At 63.2% G+C, this 16461-nt stretch carries 11 protein-coding genes and 1 pseudogene; 4 read left to right on the plus strand and 8 right to left on the minus strand.

Annotated features, from left to right (window positions below; all coding sequences use genetic code 11):
* Positions 1 to 148 precede the first annotated feature (148 nt).
* The 3 genes and pseudogenes from ACIQUI_RS03235 to ACIQUI_RS03245 all read right to left on the minus strand — a co-directional run bounded on the left by ACIQUI_RS03235 (position 149) and on the right by ACIQUI_RS03245 (position 4128).
* Positions 149 to 1747 (minus strand): annotated as a pseudogene (locus ACIQUI_RS03235) (MFS transporter).
* A 1-nt stretch (position 1748) separates the two neighbouring features.
* Positions 1749 to 3011, minus strand: a complete 1263-nt coding sequence (locus ACIQUI_RS03240) for an OprD family porin (protein ID WP_403194902.1) — start codon at positions 3009 to 3011, stop codon at positions 1749 to 1751.
* 205 nt (positions 3012 to 3216) lie between these two features.
* On the minus strand, positions 3217 to 4128 hold the full coding sequence (locus tag ACIQUI_RS03245) for a LysR substrate-binding domain-containing protein (protein WP_403194904.1): 912 nt from the start codon (positions 4126 to 4128) through the stop codon (positions 3217 to 3219).
* A 280-nt stretch (positions 4129 to 4408) separates the two neighbouring features.
* Between ACIQUI_RS03245 and ycaC (ACIQUI_RS03250) the strand changes: the two genes are divergently transcribed.
* A complete protein-coding gene (gene ycaC, locus ACIQUI_RS03250) occupies positions 4409 to 5038 on the plus strand; it encodes an isochorismate family cysteine hydrolase YcaC (protein ID WP_403194906.1) in 630 nt (209 codons plus the stop codon).
* A 195-nt stretch (positions 5039 to 5233) separates the two neighbouring features.
* Here ycaC (ACIQUI_RS03250) and ACIQUI_RS03255 read toward each other — a convergent pair whose 3' ends face one another.
* Both ACIQUI_RS03255 and ACIQUI_RS03260 read right to left on the minus strand, forming a co-directional pair.
* Positions 5234 to 5812 (minus strand): PBECR2 nuclease fold domain-containing protein, encoded by a 579-nt coding sequence (locus tag ACIQUI_RS03255; protein ID WP_403194908.1) that lies wholly within the window; start codon positions 5810 to 5812, stop codon positions 5234 to 5236.
* A gap of 172 nt (positions 5813 to 5984) precedes the next feature.
* Positions 5985 to 6278 (minus strand): hypothetical protein, encoded by a 294-nt coding sequence (locus ACIQUI_RS03260; RefSeq protein WP_403194910.1) that lies wholly within the window; start codon positions 6276 to 6278, stop codon positions 5985 to 5987.
* 553 nt (positions 6279 to 6831) lie between these two features.
* Here ACIQUI_RS03260 and ACIQUI_RS03265 point away from each other — a divergent pair.
* Entirely contained in the window at positions 6832 to 7077 is a 246-nt protein-coding gene (locus ACIQUI_RS03265; protein WP_403194912.1) for a HigA family addiction module antitoxin, read from the plus strand.
* On the opposite strand, the gene ACIQUI_RS03270 is transcribed toward ACIQUI_RS03265, so the two are convergent.
* Both ACIQUI_RS03270 and ACIQUI_RS03275 read right to left on the minus strand, forming a co-directional pair.
* Positions 7074 to 8861 carry a monovalent cation:proton antiporter-2 (CPA2) family protein gene (locus ACIQUI_RS03270; RefSeq protein ID WP_403194914.1) on the minus strand — a complete coding sequence of 596 codons (1788 nt, stop codon included), beginning with the start codon at positions 8859 to 8861 and terminating at the stop codon, positions 7074 to 7076. The two genes, ACIQUI_RS03265 and ACIQUI_RS03270, sit on opposite strands and share 4 nt — an antisense overlap.
* A 242-nt stretch (positions 8862 to 9103) precedes the next feature.
* A complete protein-coding gene (locus ACIQUI_RS03275; RefSeq protein ID WP_403194915.1) occupies positions 9104 to 10075 on the minus strand; it encodes a GlxA family transcriptional regulator in 972 nt (323 codons plus the stop codon).
* A gap of 137 nt (positions 10076 to 10212) precedes the next feature.
* Between ACIQUI_RS03275 and ACIQUI_RS03280 the strand changes: the two genes are divergently transcribed.
* Positions 10213 to 10575: a helix-turn-helix domain-containing protein gene (locus ACIQUI_RS03280; RefSeq protein WP_403194917.1), complete on the plus strand. Its 363-nt coding sequence runs from the start codon at positions 10213 to 10215 to the stop codon at positions 10573 to 10575.
* 72 nt (positions 10576 to 10647) lie between these two features.
* The gene (gene ycaC / locus ACIQUI_RS03285) at positions 10648 to 11274 is read left to right on the plus strand and encodes an isochorismate family cysteine hydrolase YcaC (protein WP_060498171.1); all 627 of its coding nucleotides are present in this window, start codon (positions 10648 to 10650) and stop codon (positions 11272 to 11274) included.
* Positions 11275 to 11389: 115 nt separating this feature from the next.
* Here ycaC (ACIQUI_RS03285) and ACIQUI_RS03290 read toward each other — a convergent pair whose 3' ends face one another.
* Positions 11390 to 16441 carry an AAA family ATPase gene (locus ACIQUI_RS03290; protein ID WP_403194918.1) on the minus strand — a complete coding sequence of 1684 codons (5052 nt, stop codon included), beginning with the start codon at positions 16439 to 16441 and terminating at the stop codon, positions 11390 to 11392.
* Between the last annotated feature and the right edge of the window lie 20 nt (positions 16442 to 16461).

The following is a 16461-nucleotide window of genomic DNA, read 5'->3' on the forward strand; positions in this document are numbered from 1 at the left end:
AGGGGCCATTTTTTGGCCCCTTTTTTTGTGTCGGCTGTTCTGGCCCTATCGCCGGCAAGCCAGCTCCCACAGGATCTCCACAGACCTTGAGGGTTGTGGAGCTCCTGTGGGAGCTGGCTTGCCGGCGATAGGGCCGCTGAGGCCTACATCAATGATGAGCCTTGTGCTCACTCCCAGCCAACAGATGCCGAATCTTCACCGCAACCCCATCCGTCTGCAGCATCCGCACCCGCGCCTCGATCTTCAGCTCCCCCCGCGTCACCCGATGGTGATGGCGCAAATGCTCCAGCCACGACTCTTCAAAGAAGAACTCCAGCCACACCGCCGGGTCGGCACTGTCGCGCATCAACCCCCACGACAACGCGCCATTGCGCTTGCGCATGGCCTCCAGCTCCCGCGCCGCCAATTGGAATGCCGCAGCCTTGGCCGGGTCGATGTGGTACTCCACGGTCACCATCACCGGTCCGCTTTCCTTGTCCATCTCATCGCTCAACACCGGCACCGGCCAGTGCAGCGACGGCGTCAGCTCTTCAGCCTCGGTTTCCGGTAGCGTCACCTTGCAGGTCAGCAAGGTGCCCAATGCCAACCCACCTGCCGCAAACAGCAGACTGACGGTGATCGATACATGGCTGGCAACGGTACCCCACAGCAAGCCGCCACAGGCCATGGCGCCGAAGAAGATCAGGATGTACACCGACAACGCCCGTGCCCTTACCCAGGCCGGCACCGAGGTTTGCGCCGCCACCTGCAAATTGGACAACACGGCAATCCACGCCGCGCCGCTGAGCAGCATCGCCGGCAGCAGCACATAGAAGTTGCGCACCAGCGCCAGGGCCAGCAGGAACAGGGCATACAGCAGGCTGGCCAGCATCACCAGGCGGTCGCGGCTGATGCGTTCACGTAGGCGCGGCAGCAAGGTCGCGCCGGCCACCGCGCCGATGCCGATGGCAGCCAGCAGCAAGCCGAAGTCGGCGGCAGTGCCATGCATCTCGCCACGTACGATCAACGGCAGCAACTACGTGCCGGCGCTGGCGCAGAAGAAGAACGCCAAGGCCCGCAACAGCACAGCCTGCAAGGGTTTGGCACTGCGCGCAAAGCGCAGGCCGGTGCGCATGGCGGCGACAAAGCGTTCTGCCGGCAGCAGTGGCTCCTTCACCTCGCGCTTCCACAGCAGCAACACCAGGATCACCCCGGCGAACGACACGGCGTTCAGGGCGAAGGTCAGCCACGGGCCGACCAGGCTTACCACCACGCCGGCCAGCGCCGGGCCGATGGCGCGCGACACGTTGATGCCGACGCTGGAAATTGCCACTGCATTGGCCAGGTCTTGCTTGCCCACCAGCTCCGGCGTCAATGCGCTCCAGGCCGGCATCATCAGCGCGGTGCCAATGCCCAGTGCCAGGGTCAGGACCAGCAGCAGGGTCACGTTCATCAGCCCGAGCAGGGTCAGCGCTGCCAGCACCACGGCCACCGTCGACATCCACAGCTGCACCAGCAACAGGTAGCGGCGCTTGTCGACGATGTCCGCCGCCGCACCTGCCGGCAAGGCCAGGAAGAACATCGGCAGCGAACCGGCTACCTGGATCAGCGCCACGTGCAGCGGGCTGGCCGACAGCGTGGTCATCAGCCAGCCGGCGCCAACCTCGTGCATCCAGGTGCCGATGTTGGAGGCGATGGTGGCGATCCACAGCATGCGGAAGGTTGTGTTGCGCAACGGGCTCCAGGCGCCTGAAGGGGATGTGCTCATGTCAGAAGCTGCCTTTGAGTGGGTATTCGATGATCAGGTAGATACGGTCGATGTCATCGCCGGCCTGGGCCTGGTTGGCGCGGTGGCTTACATGGGAGAACGACAGGCTCAGGTCCTTGGCGGCACCCGACTGCACCACGTATTTCAGGTCGATGTCGCGCTCCCAGTGTTTGCCGCCGTTGCCGTACTGGTTCACATAGGCGCCGTTTGCCGGGGCATGGCTGCCATCGATGCCGCGGCCACTGACGTAGCGGCCCATCAGGCTCAGGCCGGGGACGCCGAGGGTGGCGAAGTTGAGGTCGTAGCGCAGTTGCCACGAGCGCTCACCGGGGCCGTTGAAGTCGGCGTACTTGATCGAGTTGGCCAGGTAGATGGAGTCGCCGCCGACGAAGTCGAACGGGGTGTCACCCTCGACTTTCTGGTAGGCCAGGCTCAGCGCCTGGGCGCCGAAGCTGTATTTGGCCAGCAGGCTGTAGGCGAGGGTGTCGATTGCCCCGGCGCTGGCGTTGCCGGTGTCGCGGGTGCTGTACAGGTTGCCGTCCAGGCGCCAGTTGCCTTCGGCCAGGTTCAGGTTCAGGTAGGCCTGGCGCCAAGTGTCTTGCAGTTGCCCGGCGTACAGCGCACCGCCAAACGGGCCAGCGGGCGCGAAGGTGGCGCCGGCCAGGCTGATGGCCCGGTTGCGGGTGGTGCCACCGTAGCCGCTGAAGTCGTCGTGGGTGGCGCTGTTGTCCTGGTTGTTGAAGGCGGTGAAACGCCCGGCTTGCAGGCGCCAGTCGGGCAGGTCGGTGTTCTCCACGAACCAGCCGGTGGCGTATTCCGGGTGCAGGCGTTTGTCGCCGGTGTCGAACACCGGGGTTTCCACCATCATCTCGCCGTAGCGCAGTTGGGTGTTGCCCAGGCGCAGTTTCAGTGCGGCGCCAGCGCTTGAGTAGTCGGATTCGGCGCGGCCATCGCTGTCGCGCGGCAGCAGGCCAGTGCCGGCATGGCCTCGGCCGCCGTCGAGCTTCAGGCCTAGAAAGCCATGGGCGTCGATACCTATGCCCACGGTGCCTTCGGTAAAGCCTGAGCGCACCTCGCCGATGAAGCCCTGGGCCCATTCCTGGCGGTAGTTCTGGCCGCTGGCGGAAGGTGAGCGGAAGTCGCTGTGCAGGAAGTAGTTGCGGCTGAGCAGCGACCAGCCGGGTTCCTCGGCCTGGCTGAGCGCAGGGCAAAGGGCGAGGGTGGCGAGCAGGGCGCGGCCTGGTCCGTGAGTGGCGCGGATCATGGGGGCTCCGGGGGTTATGATCCGGGACTGTGGATGAAGGGTAGGTCAGGGGTCTTGTAAGGGTGTGCTGGGGGATCTGTTTTGCCTGTGCTGGCCCTATCGCTGGCAAGCCAGCTCCCACAGGATCACCACAGGCCATGAGACCTGTGCAGTACCTGTGGGAGCTGGCTTGCCAGCGATAGGGCCAGCACAGGCTGCAGCGGAGTCAGGCCATGTCGCTGATGGCAAACTCCTCAGCCAGATGATCGATCAACGCCCGCACCGACGGCAGCAACCCACGCCGCGACGGGAAAATCGCATGCACGATGCCACACCGCGGGTGCCAGTCCGGAATCAGCTCCACCAACCGCCCCGATGCCAGGTCCTCGCGCACCGCCACCCGCGGCAAATGCGCAATCCCCACCCCGGCCACCACGAAATGGCGCAAGGCAAACAAATCGTCGGTGACCATGCGCGGGGTATGCGGGATGACGATGCTACGGCTGGTGTCCTCGCCCTGGAACAGCTCCCACTGGTACTCGCGTTGGGCACTGCCCCAGTGCAGGCTTGGCAGCGTGCCGAGCAGTTGCGGATCGAAGCCCTCGGGCAGTTGCTCCAGGTACTGCGGCTGGCCCACCAGGCACTGGGTGCTGTTGCTCAGCACCTTCATCACCATGTCGGTGTTTTCCAACGGCGGAAAGCGCACCCGCAGCGCAATGTCGAAGCCCTCGTGCAGGAGGTCGACGCGGCGGTTGGTACTTTCGATGAACAGCTCTACCTGCGGGTACTTGAGCATGTAGCGGGTCAGCATCGGCCCGACCCAGGAGTTGAGCAGGGTGGTCGGGCAGCTGATGCGCACCAGCCCGCGTGGCTCGCTGCGGTTGCGCTCGATGATCTCCGCCGCGCCCTCGGCCTCCACGCGCATGGCCAGGCAGCGGTTGTAGTAGGCCTGGCCGATCTCGGTCAGCGAGCAATGCCGGCTGGTGCGGTGCAGCAGGCGCACGCCCAGGCGGTCCTCAAGGTCGGCGATGCGCCGGCTGAGCTTTGACTTGGGCATGTCCAGCGCCCGGCCTGCCGGGGCGAAACCACCGTGCTCGACTACCTGGGTGAAGTAGTAGAGGGAGTTGAGGTCTTCCAATGATCGGTCTCCGGGTATTGGGTTGCCTGTACTGGCCTCATCGCCGGCAAGCCAGCTCCCACAGGTGTCGCGCTGATTTCGAATCCTGTGCAGTACCTGTGGGAGCTGGCTTGCCGGCGATGAGGCCGGCACAGCCCCTACAAATCCATCGTTCATAAAACGGAACGCTAAAGCCAGATTCTGCTAACTACCGCCGCAAAGGTGATGATTTTAATCTGTGCCCATCAACGCGAAACACCCCGAATTGCTGAAAAATTCATAACCCTTAGGAGCACGGACCATGACCAACTTCAAATACAACCGCCTGAACAAAGACGACGCCGCCGTACTGCTGGTCGACCACCAGGCTGGCCTGCTGTCGCTGGTGCGTGACATCGAGCCGGACAAGTTCAAGAACAACGTGCTGGCCTTGGCTGATCTGGCCAAGTTCTTCAACCTGCCGACCATTCTCACCACCAGCTTCGAACAAGGCCCCAATGGCCCGCTGGTGCCGGAACTGAAAGAACTGTTCCCGGACGCCCCGTACATCGCTCGCCCTGGCCAGATCAATGCCTGGGATAACGAAGACTTCGTGAAGGCGGTGAAGGCCACTGGCAAGAAGCAGCTGATCATCGCCGGTGTGGTGACTGAGGTTTGCGTGGCGTTCCCGGCGCTGTCGGCTTTGGAGGAAGAGTTTGATGTGTTTGTGGTGACCGATGCTTCCGGCACCTTCAATGAAATGACCCGCGATGCGGCGCATGACCGCATGAGCCAGGCAGGGGCGCAGATGATGACCTGGTTTGGCGTGGCGTGTGAGTTGCACCGTGACTGGCGCAACGATGTGGAAGGGCTGGCGGCGCTGTGCTCGAACCACATTCCGGATTATCGTAACTTGATGACCAGCTATAACGCGTTGACTGCGGGTAAGTAACACCAAGTAACCTGATGGTCGACTTCCACTGAGAGCGATCGTTGACTTGATGCGAGAGTGTTGTTAGCGTTTGAGTTGAGCGCGAAACCAGCTGCCATTCAGCGGCAAAAGTTGGCGTAGGAACCCCGTCGATGGCTGAATCATCAGCGTCGGGTGAGACCTCCACACCCCGGCTTGAGGGTGTGTATATGAATATCAAGCATGCTTACAGGGCCACTGGTAACAGTGGCCCTTTTCTTTGCTCGGTAGAAATGTATACCGCTTGTAGAGCAGTTTCCCATGGCGATGCTTGTTCAGAGCTTTTGCATCGCACTGCATGAAATTCCACAGCATTTTGCCTTTGTCGAGTGTTACGACCACCAGCATCTGCCGCTTGGTCTCGTAGACCCCTATGAAGGCAAGCCTGCTGGTGTCATTGGTGTATGCCACCTGCCACACTTCAAACGGTCCGATCAGTGTATCCAGGGCGACTTTTACATAGCGTTCCCGGGCGTCCTGTCGCTTTTCAACAATGTGATGGATGCAGCTACGCCGAATCAGGATATCGCCAATTGGGCTTTTGACGATTACCCGGCTGGCATCTTCTCTGCTCAAGCCCAGGTGCTGTGCAGCCAGTTCAATTGCAGCGTCATGTGAGTCGGCAGAAGTGAGTTCTTCGATAGCCTGGGCGCGCAGTTCACGCGCAAGCGTTTTGAGGTCCGGCAGTTTCTCGTCCACCCAATTGTTCTGGCCTTTGCTCTCGGCGACTTTCGCGATGGGGTGGTTGGGGCTCAATGAGATACCTGGCTGCGATGGATGTCGCTGATGCGGTGGCGGCCAAGTGAGCCTAGAGAGCAGAGTTTTCTTGAACAATCAGACGGGGAGGGACGCGCTTTGTAGGGTGTTTCCTATATTGAGGCTGAGCAGGCCAGCCACCGCAGCCTGCTCAGGTCAGATGCAAAGCGCTTTAACTTATAGGCTGTGACTCAATCCCATCCAGCAATGCCTCAACCAACCCTTCTGCCATTTCGAGTGCATTCAGGTTGCTCCAGAACAGGCTTTTGCCTGTGTCATCCAGATGCTCCAGCGCTTTGTAGCCACAGTCGTAGGCACCGCGCAGGTACTGGGCGACATGTACCAGGGCGTCGTGGGCGCAGATGCCTGGGTTTACGGTGAACAATGGGGGATGGCCGGCATCGCAGCGGCTGAAGGGGCGCTGGATGGTGTTTGGGAGGGGTGGATCGGGGACGATTCTTTTCATAGCCAAGCTCCGATAGAGGTTGGCCGGCACCATCCGTTTCCACGCGAAGGGTGGCGGCTGCACGCGGGGTGGAAAGCCGGGCTATCGGAACCCCGGCAGGCCATAAGGCCTCCCGTGTGCAGCTGCCATGACAACTGCCGTTCCGATTAACTGCCAGGTTTCCACACCCGATCGCTGAACCGACAGCGACCCGGTCAGCCTAGAGAGCAGGCCTTCCCCGGACAATCAGACGGGCGTCGACACGGTGTGTAGGATAATTCTTCAGGCTATGTGCTCACGTAAGAAATGGCCCAGAACGACGTAGGACGCTGCTGAGAATTCGATGTGTTGGGGCCGCTACGCGGCCCTTCGCGGGCACGCCCGCTCCCACAGGAAACGCGCAGACCTGCCAGGCGGCACAGTACTTGTGGGAGCGGGCGTGCCCGCGAAGGGCTGCATAGCAGCCCCGGTGGAGGTAGAACAGGACAATTCTGACAACGCGATCAGCCGTTGCAATCTGATGGCCAGTGAGGAAAGGGGAGAAGGTTGATAGTGTCTATTCAGGAGACTTCAAATGCCCCTCTACAACCCACCACATCCGGCAGAGTCGCTGCGCGACGATGTGCTGCCAGCAATCGGAATGACTGTCTCGGAGTTGGCCCGGAACCTTGATTACCCACAGACTAAATTAGCCGCTGTGCTAGGCGGCCATGCCCCCATTTCATCTGAGCTGGCCCTAAAGCTGGAGGCTGCAGGCTTGGGGCCTGCTCGCCAATATCTGGCCGAACAGGCCGCCTATGACAAATGGCATGCGCCTTAATCCGCATCCGAATCAAACAACCGCTCCAACTCCACCCGCGCCTCCTTGGCCGTCTGCATCACCTTGGCCCGGTCATCACGCACCTGCCCCTGGGCCACCAGCACCTCTTCATCATGCTGGGTAAACCGCGCAATCCGGTCCGCCGCCTGTTCATCGCTCAAGCCCAACCCCACCAGCGCACGGCGGGTCATCTCCAGGCTGGAGTAGAACGTCTCGCGAATCGGCTCTGCACCCACATCCGCCAACTTATGCACATGCTGGCGGTTACGCGCGCGGGCCAGCACTTTCAGGTGCGGGTACAGGCGCTTCACCCGTTCAGCGGTATGAATAGCGGCTTCAGGGTCATCGATGGTGATGATGAAATACTCCGCTTCGCCTACCTTGGCCGCATGCAGCACTTCTGGGCGCAGCGGGTCGCCGTAGAACACCGGTACCTGTTCGAACATGCGGGTCATCTCGATGGTGTCCACCGAAGTTTCCAGGGCAATGAACGGGATCTTCTGCGCACGCAGGATGCGCGCGACGATCTGGCCCATGCGGCCCATGCCGACGATCACCACCCGCGGTGTATCCGTCTGGATCTGCTTGTACTGCTCGGGCACTTCACGCACCGCTTGCGGGCGTTTCAGGGCGCGCGCGCAGCCAATCATCAGCAGCGGGGTGATGGCCATCGACAGGGTGATGGTCATCAGCAACAGGTCGTAGGTCTGGGTGTCGAACAGCCCCTGGTCCTTGCCCAGCTTGAACACCACGAAGGCGAACTCGCCGCCGGCAGCCAATACCATGCCCAGGCGCAGGGCGCTGGCGCTGTTCAGGCCACCGGCCAGGCGGCCAACGCCAATCAGCAGCACCAGTTTCACCGCCACCAGCAGCAAGGTCAGGCCCAGCAGCACCAGCGGCATTTCCAGCAGCAGGCGCAGGTTGGCGCCCATGCCGACGCTGATGAAGAACAGCCCTAGCAGCAGGCCCTTGAACGGTTCGATCTGCGACTCCAGCTCATGCCGATACTCCGAGTCGGCCAGCAGCAGGCCGGCGAGGAAAGCGCCCAGGGCCATGGACACACCGGCTTCTTCCATCAGCCAGGCGGTGCCGATCACCACCAGCAATGCTGTAGCGGTGGACACTTCTGGCAGGCCGGTGCGGGCCACGGTACGGAATACCGGGCGTAACAGGTAGCGGCCGCCGATGATGACCACGGCAATGCTGGCAAATACCTTCAGGCCGTGTTGCAGGCTGTCACCGTGGCTGGTGTCCGGGCCACTGGCGGCCAACAACGGCACCAGGGCAATCAGCGGGATGGCGGCGATATCCTGGAACAGCAGGATGGCAAAGGCCAGGCGGCCGTGCGGGGCGTTCAGCTGCTTGCTCTCGGCCAGGCTCTGCAGGCCAAGGGCGGTGGAAGACAACGCCAGGCCCAGGCCGAGCACGATGGCTGCCGGTAGCGACTGGCTGAAGCCGAACAGGGCGATGGCGCCGATCAGTGCACCGGTCAGCAGCACCTGGGCGGTGCCGACGCCGAACACTGATTTGCGCATCAGCCACAGGCGCTTGGGTGACAGTTCCAGGCCGATGATGAACAGCAGCAGCACCACGCCCAGCTCGGAAATGTGCGCCACGCTTTCGGTGTCGCGGATCAGGCCCAGCGCTTGCGGGCCGATGACCACGCCGGCCAGCAGGTAACCGAGCACGGCACCCAGTTGCAGCCGTTTGGCCAGCGGGACGGCGAGGACGGCGGCGAGCAGGAAAATCACCGCGGTTTGCAGAAGGCTGCCTTCGTGTGGCATTGGCTCGTACTCCATGAGCTGCCGGGGCAGCGTTTGAACAGTTTGGCCGACGATTCTGGCGGGCGGGGTGGCGTTAGACAATCTGCCATCGGGGAGAAAGATTGTCCTGGGAAATGAGACAAACCGTGCTGTCCTCTTCGCGGGTAAATCCGCTCCCACAGGTACAGGGGACCTGTCAGGCCTATGCAATCCCTGTGGGAGCGGCTTTAGCCGCGAAGAGGCCAGCTCAGGAAAACACTGACTCAGGCCCCGCCAAACTGCGCCCGATACTGCGCCGGGGTCATGCCGATCCGCTCACAGAACACCTTGCGCATATGCCGGTCACTGCCAAACCCGCACTGCGCCGCCACCACCTTCAGCGGCAGGTCGCCACATTCAAGCAGCTTGCGCGCCCGGTCGATCCGCGCGTTCTGCAGGTACTGCAACGGCGTTACTCCCACCTCGCGCTGAAACGTGCGGGCGAAATTACGCCCGCTCATGGCCACCAGGTCGGCCATTTTCTGCACGGTGAACGCCTGCTCGATATGGTCCACGATGTACGCCTGCACCCGGGCAATCGGCGAATCATCACGCGGCACCGCCGCCAGCAACGGCCCGTAAGGCGTCTGCCCACCTTGGCGATGGCGGGCTACCAGCAGCACCTTGGCCACTTCCAGGGCCAGCGCCTTGCCGTGGTCTTCGGCCACCACCGCCAGTGCCAGGTCGATACCCGCAGTAATCCCGCCCGAGGTAATCAGGCAGCGGTCGATCACATAGATCTGTTCGGTCTCGACCTTGGCCTCGGGAAACGCTCGCGCCAGGCGCTCCACGTAGTTCCAGTGGGTGGTGCAGCGGTAGCCATCCAGCAGCCCCGCCCGGCCCAGCAGGAACACCCCGGTACAAATGGCACCAAAGCGCCTGGCACTGCGCACCGCTTGCGGCAACCAGCGCTCCAGCGCTGGTACGGCGATGTCATACGCGCCAGGGCCGCCGGGCACCAGCAACAGGTCGACGGCCTCCGGCAAATCCTCCAGGCGCAGGTCAGCCACCACTTTCAGCCCGCACGAGCCGCGCACCGCAGCTTGCCCTTCGGCCAGGGTCAGCAGGCGGTATTGCCGCTCGGCAGGTAAAAACCGGTTGGCGATGGCGAATGCATCCATGGGGCCAGTGACGTCCAGCAACAGCACATCGTTGAACAGCACCATGGCCACGGTGCGGTGAGCGTTTACCTGCATGCTTCTTCGCTCGGTAGCTGAGTACAGCGTGCATCTTACGGTATACCGCTGCACACAATTAAGAACAATTCAGGTTTGGCTCAGGACTTTGTCATGTGCCAGGGGCGAGACTTTCTGCATTCAACAGGAGAGTCGCCATGCATTCCGGCACCCCCCAAGAGCCGCTGCAAACCCCCGGCGCGTTGACGCCCGCGCGGCTGCGTCAGGCCAAGGAACTGATGCTGCGCAGCTCGCTGTCGATCATCGAGATCGCCAGCGTGTGCAACCTCACCCGCAGCCATTTCTCCCGTGCCTTCAAGGTCAACACCGGCCTTTCACCCCAGGCCTGGCGCCTGCTGGCGCGCATGGAAAAGGCCAAGCGCCTGCTTGCCACCGAAGCACCGATCACCCACGTGAGCCTGGAGTGCGGCTTTTGCGACCAGGCCCATTTCACCCGCGCCTTCAGCCGCCTGGTTGGCCAGCCACCCAAGGCCTGGCGCCAGGCGCAGGCCATTGCTTAAGCCGAATCTACCCACCGGTATAAGCCCTTGCGGACAGTGCCGGCCCGTATTCCCAACCCAAGGAGTCACCCCATGAGCCAACCCGATTACAAGCGCTTGAACAAAGACGACGCCGTGGTTCTTCTGGTGGATCACCAGACTGGCCTGATCTCGCTGGTGCAGGACTTTTCGCCCAACGAGTTCAAGAACAATGTGTTGGCCCTGGGTGACCTGGCCAAGTTCTTCGGCCTGCCGACCATTCTCACCACCAGCTTCGAGCAAGGCCCGAACGGCCCGTTGGTGCCCGAGCTGAAAGAAATGTTCCCGGACGCGCCCTACATTGCCCGCCCAGGCCAGATCAACGCCTGGGACAACGAAGACTTCGTCAAGGCAATCAAGGCCACCGGCCGCAAGCAGCTGATCATTGCTGGCGTGGTAACCGATGTGTGCGTGGCATTCCCGACCTTGTCGGCGCTGGCTGAAGGCTTTGAAGTGTTCGTGGTGACCGATGCCTCGGGTACCTTCAACGAAACCGTGCAGCAGGCGGCGTGGGTGCGCATGACCCAGGCAGGCGCGCAGATGATGAACTGGTTCTCGGTGGCCTGTGAGCTGCACCGTGACTGGCGCAACGATATTGAAGGGTTGGGTAACCTGCTGTCGCAGCGTATTCCCAACTACCGCAACCTGATGAACAGCTATGCGGCGTTGACTTCACGTTGATGTAAACCTGTCTGGCCTCTTCGCGGGCACGCCCGCTCCCACAGGGCCCGCGCAGTCCATGGGCTTTGCACTATCTCTGTGGGAGCGGGCATGCCCGCGAAGAGGCCGGTACAGGCTAAGAAGGATTCACAGGCAGGGTGAACCGAATCCGGCACCCTCCCAGCTCCGACACCAGGGCCTGCAACTGCCCGCCATGGGCTTGCACCACCGAACTGCAGATCGCCAACCCCATCCCCATCCCGCTCCGCTTGGTGGTGTAGAACGCCCCGAACACGTGCTCCCGCTCCTCGGGCGCAATCCCCGGCCCGTTGTCGTCCACGCAGATTTCCACCGCATCCCCGACCACTGCCGAAGCAATCCGCAGTACGCCGTCGTTGCGATACCCCGCCAGCGCCTCCAGCCCATTGGTAATCAGGTTGAACACCAGTTGCTGCAACTGCACCGGGTCGGCCATCACGCTCACCCCAGCTTGCAACCGTGTCTGCACGTCCACCGTGCCCTTGGCGGCATCGGCCGAGGTCAGGCGTACGACCTCGCGGACCAGTTCATCCAGCTTCACGGCCTTGAGCTGCATCGGCGATTGCTTGGCCAGCGAACGCAGTGCGCGCACGATATTGGCCGCACGTTCGCTGTCGTTGCGGATGTCTTCCAGGCCGGCAATCGCCTCGTCCAGGTCGGGCTTGGCGCGCTTCAACCAGCGCAGGCTGGCAGCAGCGTTGGAGGTAATGCCCAGCAGCGGCTGGCTGATCTCGTGGGCGATGGACGCCGACAGCTCGTTCATCACTTGCAGGTGTGCACTGCGCGCCAGCTCCGCACGCGAGCCGCGCAGTTCGGCCTCCATCTGTGCGCGGCTCTGGTTGTCTTCGGCCAAGCGCGTATAGAACTTGGCGGTTTGCAGCGACACCGCCGCCTGCGAGGCGAGGATTTCCAGCATGGCCAGGCGCTGGCTGCCAAACAGGTTGGGCACCAGGCGGTTTTCCAGGTACACCAGGCCGATCAGCACGCCCTGGATGACCAGCGGCAGGCACAGCACCGAACGGGCGTTGCGTGCCTGCAGCTCGTGGCGGAAGGCTTCGGGGCAATCGCTTTGGGCGTCGTTGAGCACCAGCGGCTTGCGGGTTCGCATGGTGGCGTTGATGACGGACAGCGGCGCCTGGGTCATGAACTTCTGGCAGTTGTCCATGCTCACGTGCAGCCCTGCATCGTCGATGTAGGCGAGGGCGGCCATCTGGAATTCAGCACCACTGACGATCAGCAGGGCGCCGTGGTCGGCACCGGAATGCTGGGTCAAATGGCCCATCAAGGTTTCGATCAGCCCTTCGAGCAGCACTTCCTCAGACAATGCGCGCGCCGCTTCTATGCCGGCTTCCAGGTCCAGCTTGGCCTGCTGGTTGGCGTGGCAGGTTTCCTGGATGGGCTGGGTGCGCAAGAAGGGGTGCAAAGCCTCCAGCTGATGCACCTTGCCGGTCGCGCCCCACAGATGGAAGCAGTCGCGGGCAATGCGCAGGTGCAGGTTGGCCCCGGAGATAAGACCGCTGGGGATGCACACCTCGGCCAGCTGTTCGTGGGCCAGCGCCTGTTCGTGGATGAAGCCGGCAGCCGCAGCGGCGATCTGCGCCTGGTCGAAGCAGCGGATAGCAGCCAGGCCGTCGCCTTCAAGCTTGGCGATGACGCCTTCGATCAGCAGCAACTTGTTGCGGAAAGTGGCGGGGTTGAAGCTGGCCCAGTGGCCGAAACGCTCGCGCAGCGCTTGCAGTTCGGTCAGCTTGCCGGCCAGGCTGCCGGTGGCCTCCGGGCTGCCCAAAGCCAGGCCGCGGAACAGATGGTAATCGGCCAGGTTGATGTGCGCGGGTACCGCCCAGGCGTTGTCACCGGCCTGGGCCAGGTTGCGCATGGCTTGCGGGATATCGCCCAGGTAGAACGCGCTCATGCCGCTGAAAAGATGTCGGAAGAACAGTGTGATGGGCGAGTTCACCGGGGTGGTCACGGCCGCCGGGCCGGGTGCGCCGCTCACGTTGGCGATGAATGCGCGCTGGGCCAGCAGGATCTGTTCGACATCGCTGTAGCCATGGCTACGCACGGTGGCAAGGCCCTGTGCCACTTCACCGGCTACCTCCGGGAGGTAGCGGCCCATGAACAGCGAGTCGGAAACCAGGTGGTTGCAGGCGTGGCAGCTCATCGCCAGGTCGCCGCTCAGGCGTGCCGAGTCGACGGCCTCCAGCGCCGTGCGGCGGGCGAACTCCATCGGCGAGGTCCAGGCGCTGACCTGATCCAGGGCCAGCAGCGCGCTGGTAAGGTCGGCCTCGAAACCGTGCCGCTCGATCAGCTTCAGTGCGGCCAGGCAAAAGGCATGGCCATCGTGGTAAGCGCCGAAACGCTCGGCGATCATCACCCCGAACCAGGCCAGGCCATAGGTACTGCCCGGCGCGACCCCCTGCAGCAGCGACAGCTCCACGAGCTTGGCCAGGTGCAGGAAGCAAATGTCGTCGCGCACATAAAACGCTGACGACAGCGTTGCCAGCAGCCCTACGGCGATGGCCACTTCTTCGGAGTCGGTGCGTGGCAAAGACTCCAGGCAGTGGCGGCCTTTCTGCTCGATCAGCGTCTGAACATTGGCGTAGCAGGCCTCGACTTTCTGGCTGTCAACGCCGGGGGGCAGGCGGATGCCCAGCAGGTCGAGGCCGGCCAGGGCGGTAGTGATGGCCGCCTGGTAATCGCAGTGCAAGGTGTGCAGGCGCGCCTGCAACTTGCCCACCTGCGCATGGTCCAGTGCCGTGCATGCGCGCTGGCGGCTGGCAACCACCCAGGCTTCGGCCTCGGCCATGCGCGACAGTTGCATGGCACATTCTGCCGCCATGCAACTCATGGCAAACCCATGTGTGGCGTGGCTTTCAAGCGTTTCACATTGGCTCAGCAGGTGTTCGGCAGTCTCCAGATAGTCTGCGGCCTGCTCTACGGCGCCGCTGTCGCGTGCGCGCACTGCAGCTTCATGTAAAAGTGGCAGGAACAGTTCGCAGTCATTCGTTGCAAACCCGTATGGGGTGGCGCTTTGCAGTTGATTGGCAACGTCAAATGTCACCTCGTGCAAGTCCTCTTGCCAGGCCTGGTAAAGGGCCAAGGCAATCTGCGCGTGCAGCTGGGTGCGGTTGCGCACGGGCGTGAGTTCGTAAGCGGCCTCCATCACCCGGCCATGGGCAAACACCAGGCCTTTGCCGGTTTGCAGCAGGAAGCCCGCGGCAACCAAGGCCCTCAGCGCATCGTCCGCTGGTGCGCCCAGCACCTGGCGTAGCACGTGCTCGTCACAGCGGTTGCCCGCCGCGCTGGCGACCCGCATCACATCGCGCTGGGGGGCTGGCAGGCGTGCCAGGCGGTGGATCATCAGGTCGGCGACGTTGTCGGAATAGCGGTGCCGGGCCACGGCTTTCAGGCACCACGACCAACGCATGGCCTGGGTGTCGAAGGTGAACAACTGGTCTTCGACCATGGCCCTGAGGATCTGGTTGATGAAGAACGGGTTGCCCACGGTCTTGTCATGCACCAGCTCGGCCACCGGCAATGCCTGGTCGGGGCTGACGTGGTAGCGCTCGCTGATCAGTTCGGTCACGGCCGCAACGGCCAGCGGACGCAGGTTCAGTGTGGTCGTGCGGACACTGGCGGGTATGGCCAGCGTAGGGCCGCCGGTTTGCGCACCGTTGCGCCGGGCAATGATCAGCAGCAAATTGTCGGGCGATTGGGCCAGCAGTTGCGCCAACAGGTGCTGCGTGGCGTCGTCAGCCCATTGCATGTCATCAAGGAACAGCACCAACGGGTGCCCCGGGCGGCTGAACACCTGAAGAAATTCGACCACAGCCCGTAGCTCTTTCTGCAATACCAGCCGTGTGGGCTTTGCCGGCAGGTCGGGCAAGGGGCCGAGGATGAGTTGCAGTTGTGGCGCAAGCTTGCCTAGCAGCCGGCCGTGACCTTTGATGCGGCGCAGAATTTCCCGTCGCAGCGTGTCGAGGTCCTGGCTGTTCTTGGCCAGCAGCTGGGTGGTAAGCGCGCCGAGGATTTCCACCCAGGGTGCATAAGGCACGGGCTGGGCCAGGCTGTTGCACTTGCCGACGGCCCAGTAGCCTTCGGCGCTGGCCTTCAGTGCAGCCTGTACGAGGCTCGATTTGCCCATGCCAGCGGCGCCGTTGATGAGCAGGGCCTGGGGCTTGCTGTCGCGGCGCAACGCTTTGAGCAGCAAGGCAATGGCCTTTTGCTCGGCAGTACGCCCGTACAGGCGAACGCGGCTGGGGGCGGCCGGGTCGGCGCAGCCTGGTTCGAAGGCTTGCATGGCCTTGCTGGCGGCCCATTGCCGTTGGCAGTGGGCAAGGTCTACTGCCAGGGCGTGGGCGCTCTGGTAGCGGGCGTCGGGCTCCTTGGCCAGGACTTTGGCCAGTACCCGGCTGAGCGGCTGCGGCACGTTGTTGTCCACTTCGCAGGCTGCCCGTGGTTGCACGCCGGCATGCAGCTGGCGCCAGTGCTGAGTGTCGCGCCCGGCCAGAGGCAGTTCACCCAGCAGCAACTGGTACAGGATCGCCCCCAGGGCATAGACGTCACTGCGCCGGTCAGTGTTGCTGCCATGCGGGCAGACCTGTTCAGGCGCCAGGTACGACCAGTTACCGAGTGGGGTGCCCTGTTCGCTGATCTGTCCGGCGGGGTCGGCGCGAAAGCAGCCTATCCGAACCCGCTGGTTGGCGTACAGGCACACATGTTCGGGCTGCAGCGCGCCATGCAGCACATTGTGTTCGTGGGCCTGGGCCAGGGCATTGGCCGCGTTGACCGCGATGTCGAGAAATGGCGCCAGGCATGCGCGGCCTTCGGCGATCAGGTCGGCGATGGAGTGGCCGGCCGGGTACACCAGCAGCGGGCCGTCGGCCGAACGTACCAACGCCGAGGGGATCACCGCCCACTGCGGGTCCAGTCGCAGGCGGTAGTCGCGCTCCAGGCGCTGGCAGGCAGCGGGGGCTTCGAGCGGCGCGCGCACGGCGATCCAGGCCTGGTCGGTGGCAGGGTCGCGCAGGCGGAAGTAGCTGAGTTCGCCTTCCTGGCCCAGCGCGCTGATGTCACACCGGTTCAGCCAGCCCTCGTCGGCCGACTGGTCGAAGTCGATGGGCCTGTGGGCAAGGCGTTCATCGAGCATAAAGCACCCCCTGCTAGCGA

Origin of the sequence: Pseudomonas sp. NPDC090592, assembly GCF_044769185.1 — a bacterium.
Taxonomy (GTDB): Bacteria; Pseudomonadota; Gammaproteobacteria; order Pseudomonadales; family Pseudomonadaceae; genus Aquipseudomonas.

Excerpts from the sequence above, each read along its gene's own strand:
- ACIQUI_RS03240 (WP_403194902.1), bottom strand. The coding sequence starts at position 3,011 with ATGATCCGCGCCACTCACGGACCAGGCCGCGCCCTGCTCGCCACCCTC.
- ycaC (WP_403194906.1), top strand. The coding sequence starts at position 4,409 with ATGACCAACTTCAAATACAACCGCCTGAACAAAGACGACGCCGCCGTA.
- ACIQUI_RS03260 (WP_403194910.1), bottom strand. The coding sequence starts at position 6,278 with ATGAAAAGAATCGTCCCCGATCCACCCCTCCCAAACACCATCCAGCGC.
- ACIQUI_RS03265 (WP_403194912.1), top strand. The coding sequence starts at position 6,832 with ATGCCCCTCTACAACCCACCACATCCGGCAGAGTCGCTGCGCGACGAT.
- ACIQUI_RS03270 (WP_403194914.1), bottom strand. The coding sequence starts at position 8,861 with ATGCCACACGAAGGCAGCCTTCTGCAAACCGCGGTGATTTTCCTGCTC.
- ACIQUI_RS03275 (WP_403194915.1), bottom strand. The coding sequence starts at position 10,075 with ATGCAGGTAAACGCTCACCGCACCGTGGCCATGGTGCTGTTCAACGAT.
- ACIQUI_RS03280 (WP_403194917.1), top strand. The coding sequence starts at position 10,213 with ATGCATTCCGGCACCCCCCAAGAGCCGCTGCAAACCCCCGGCGCGTTG.
- ycaC (WP_060498171.1), top strand. The coding sequence starts at position 10,648 with ATGAGCCAACCCGATTACAAGCGCTTGAACAAAGACGACGCCGTGGTT.
- ACIQUI_RS03290 (WP_403194918.1), bottom strand. The coding sequence starts at position 16,441 with ATGCTCGATGAACGCCTTGCCCACAGGCCCATCGACTTCGACCAGTCG.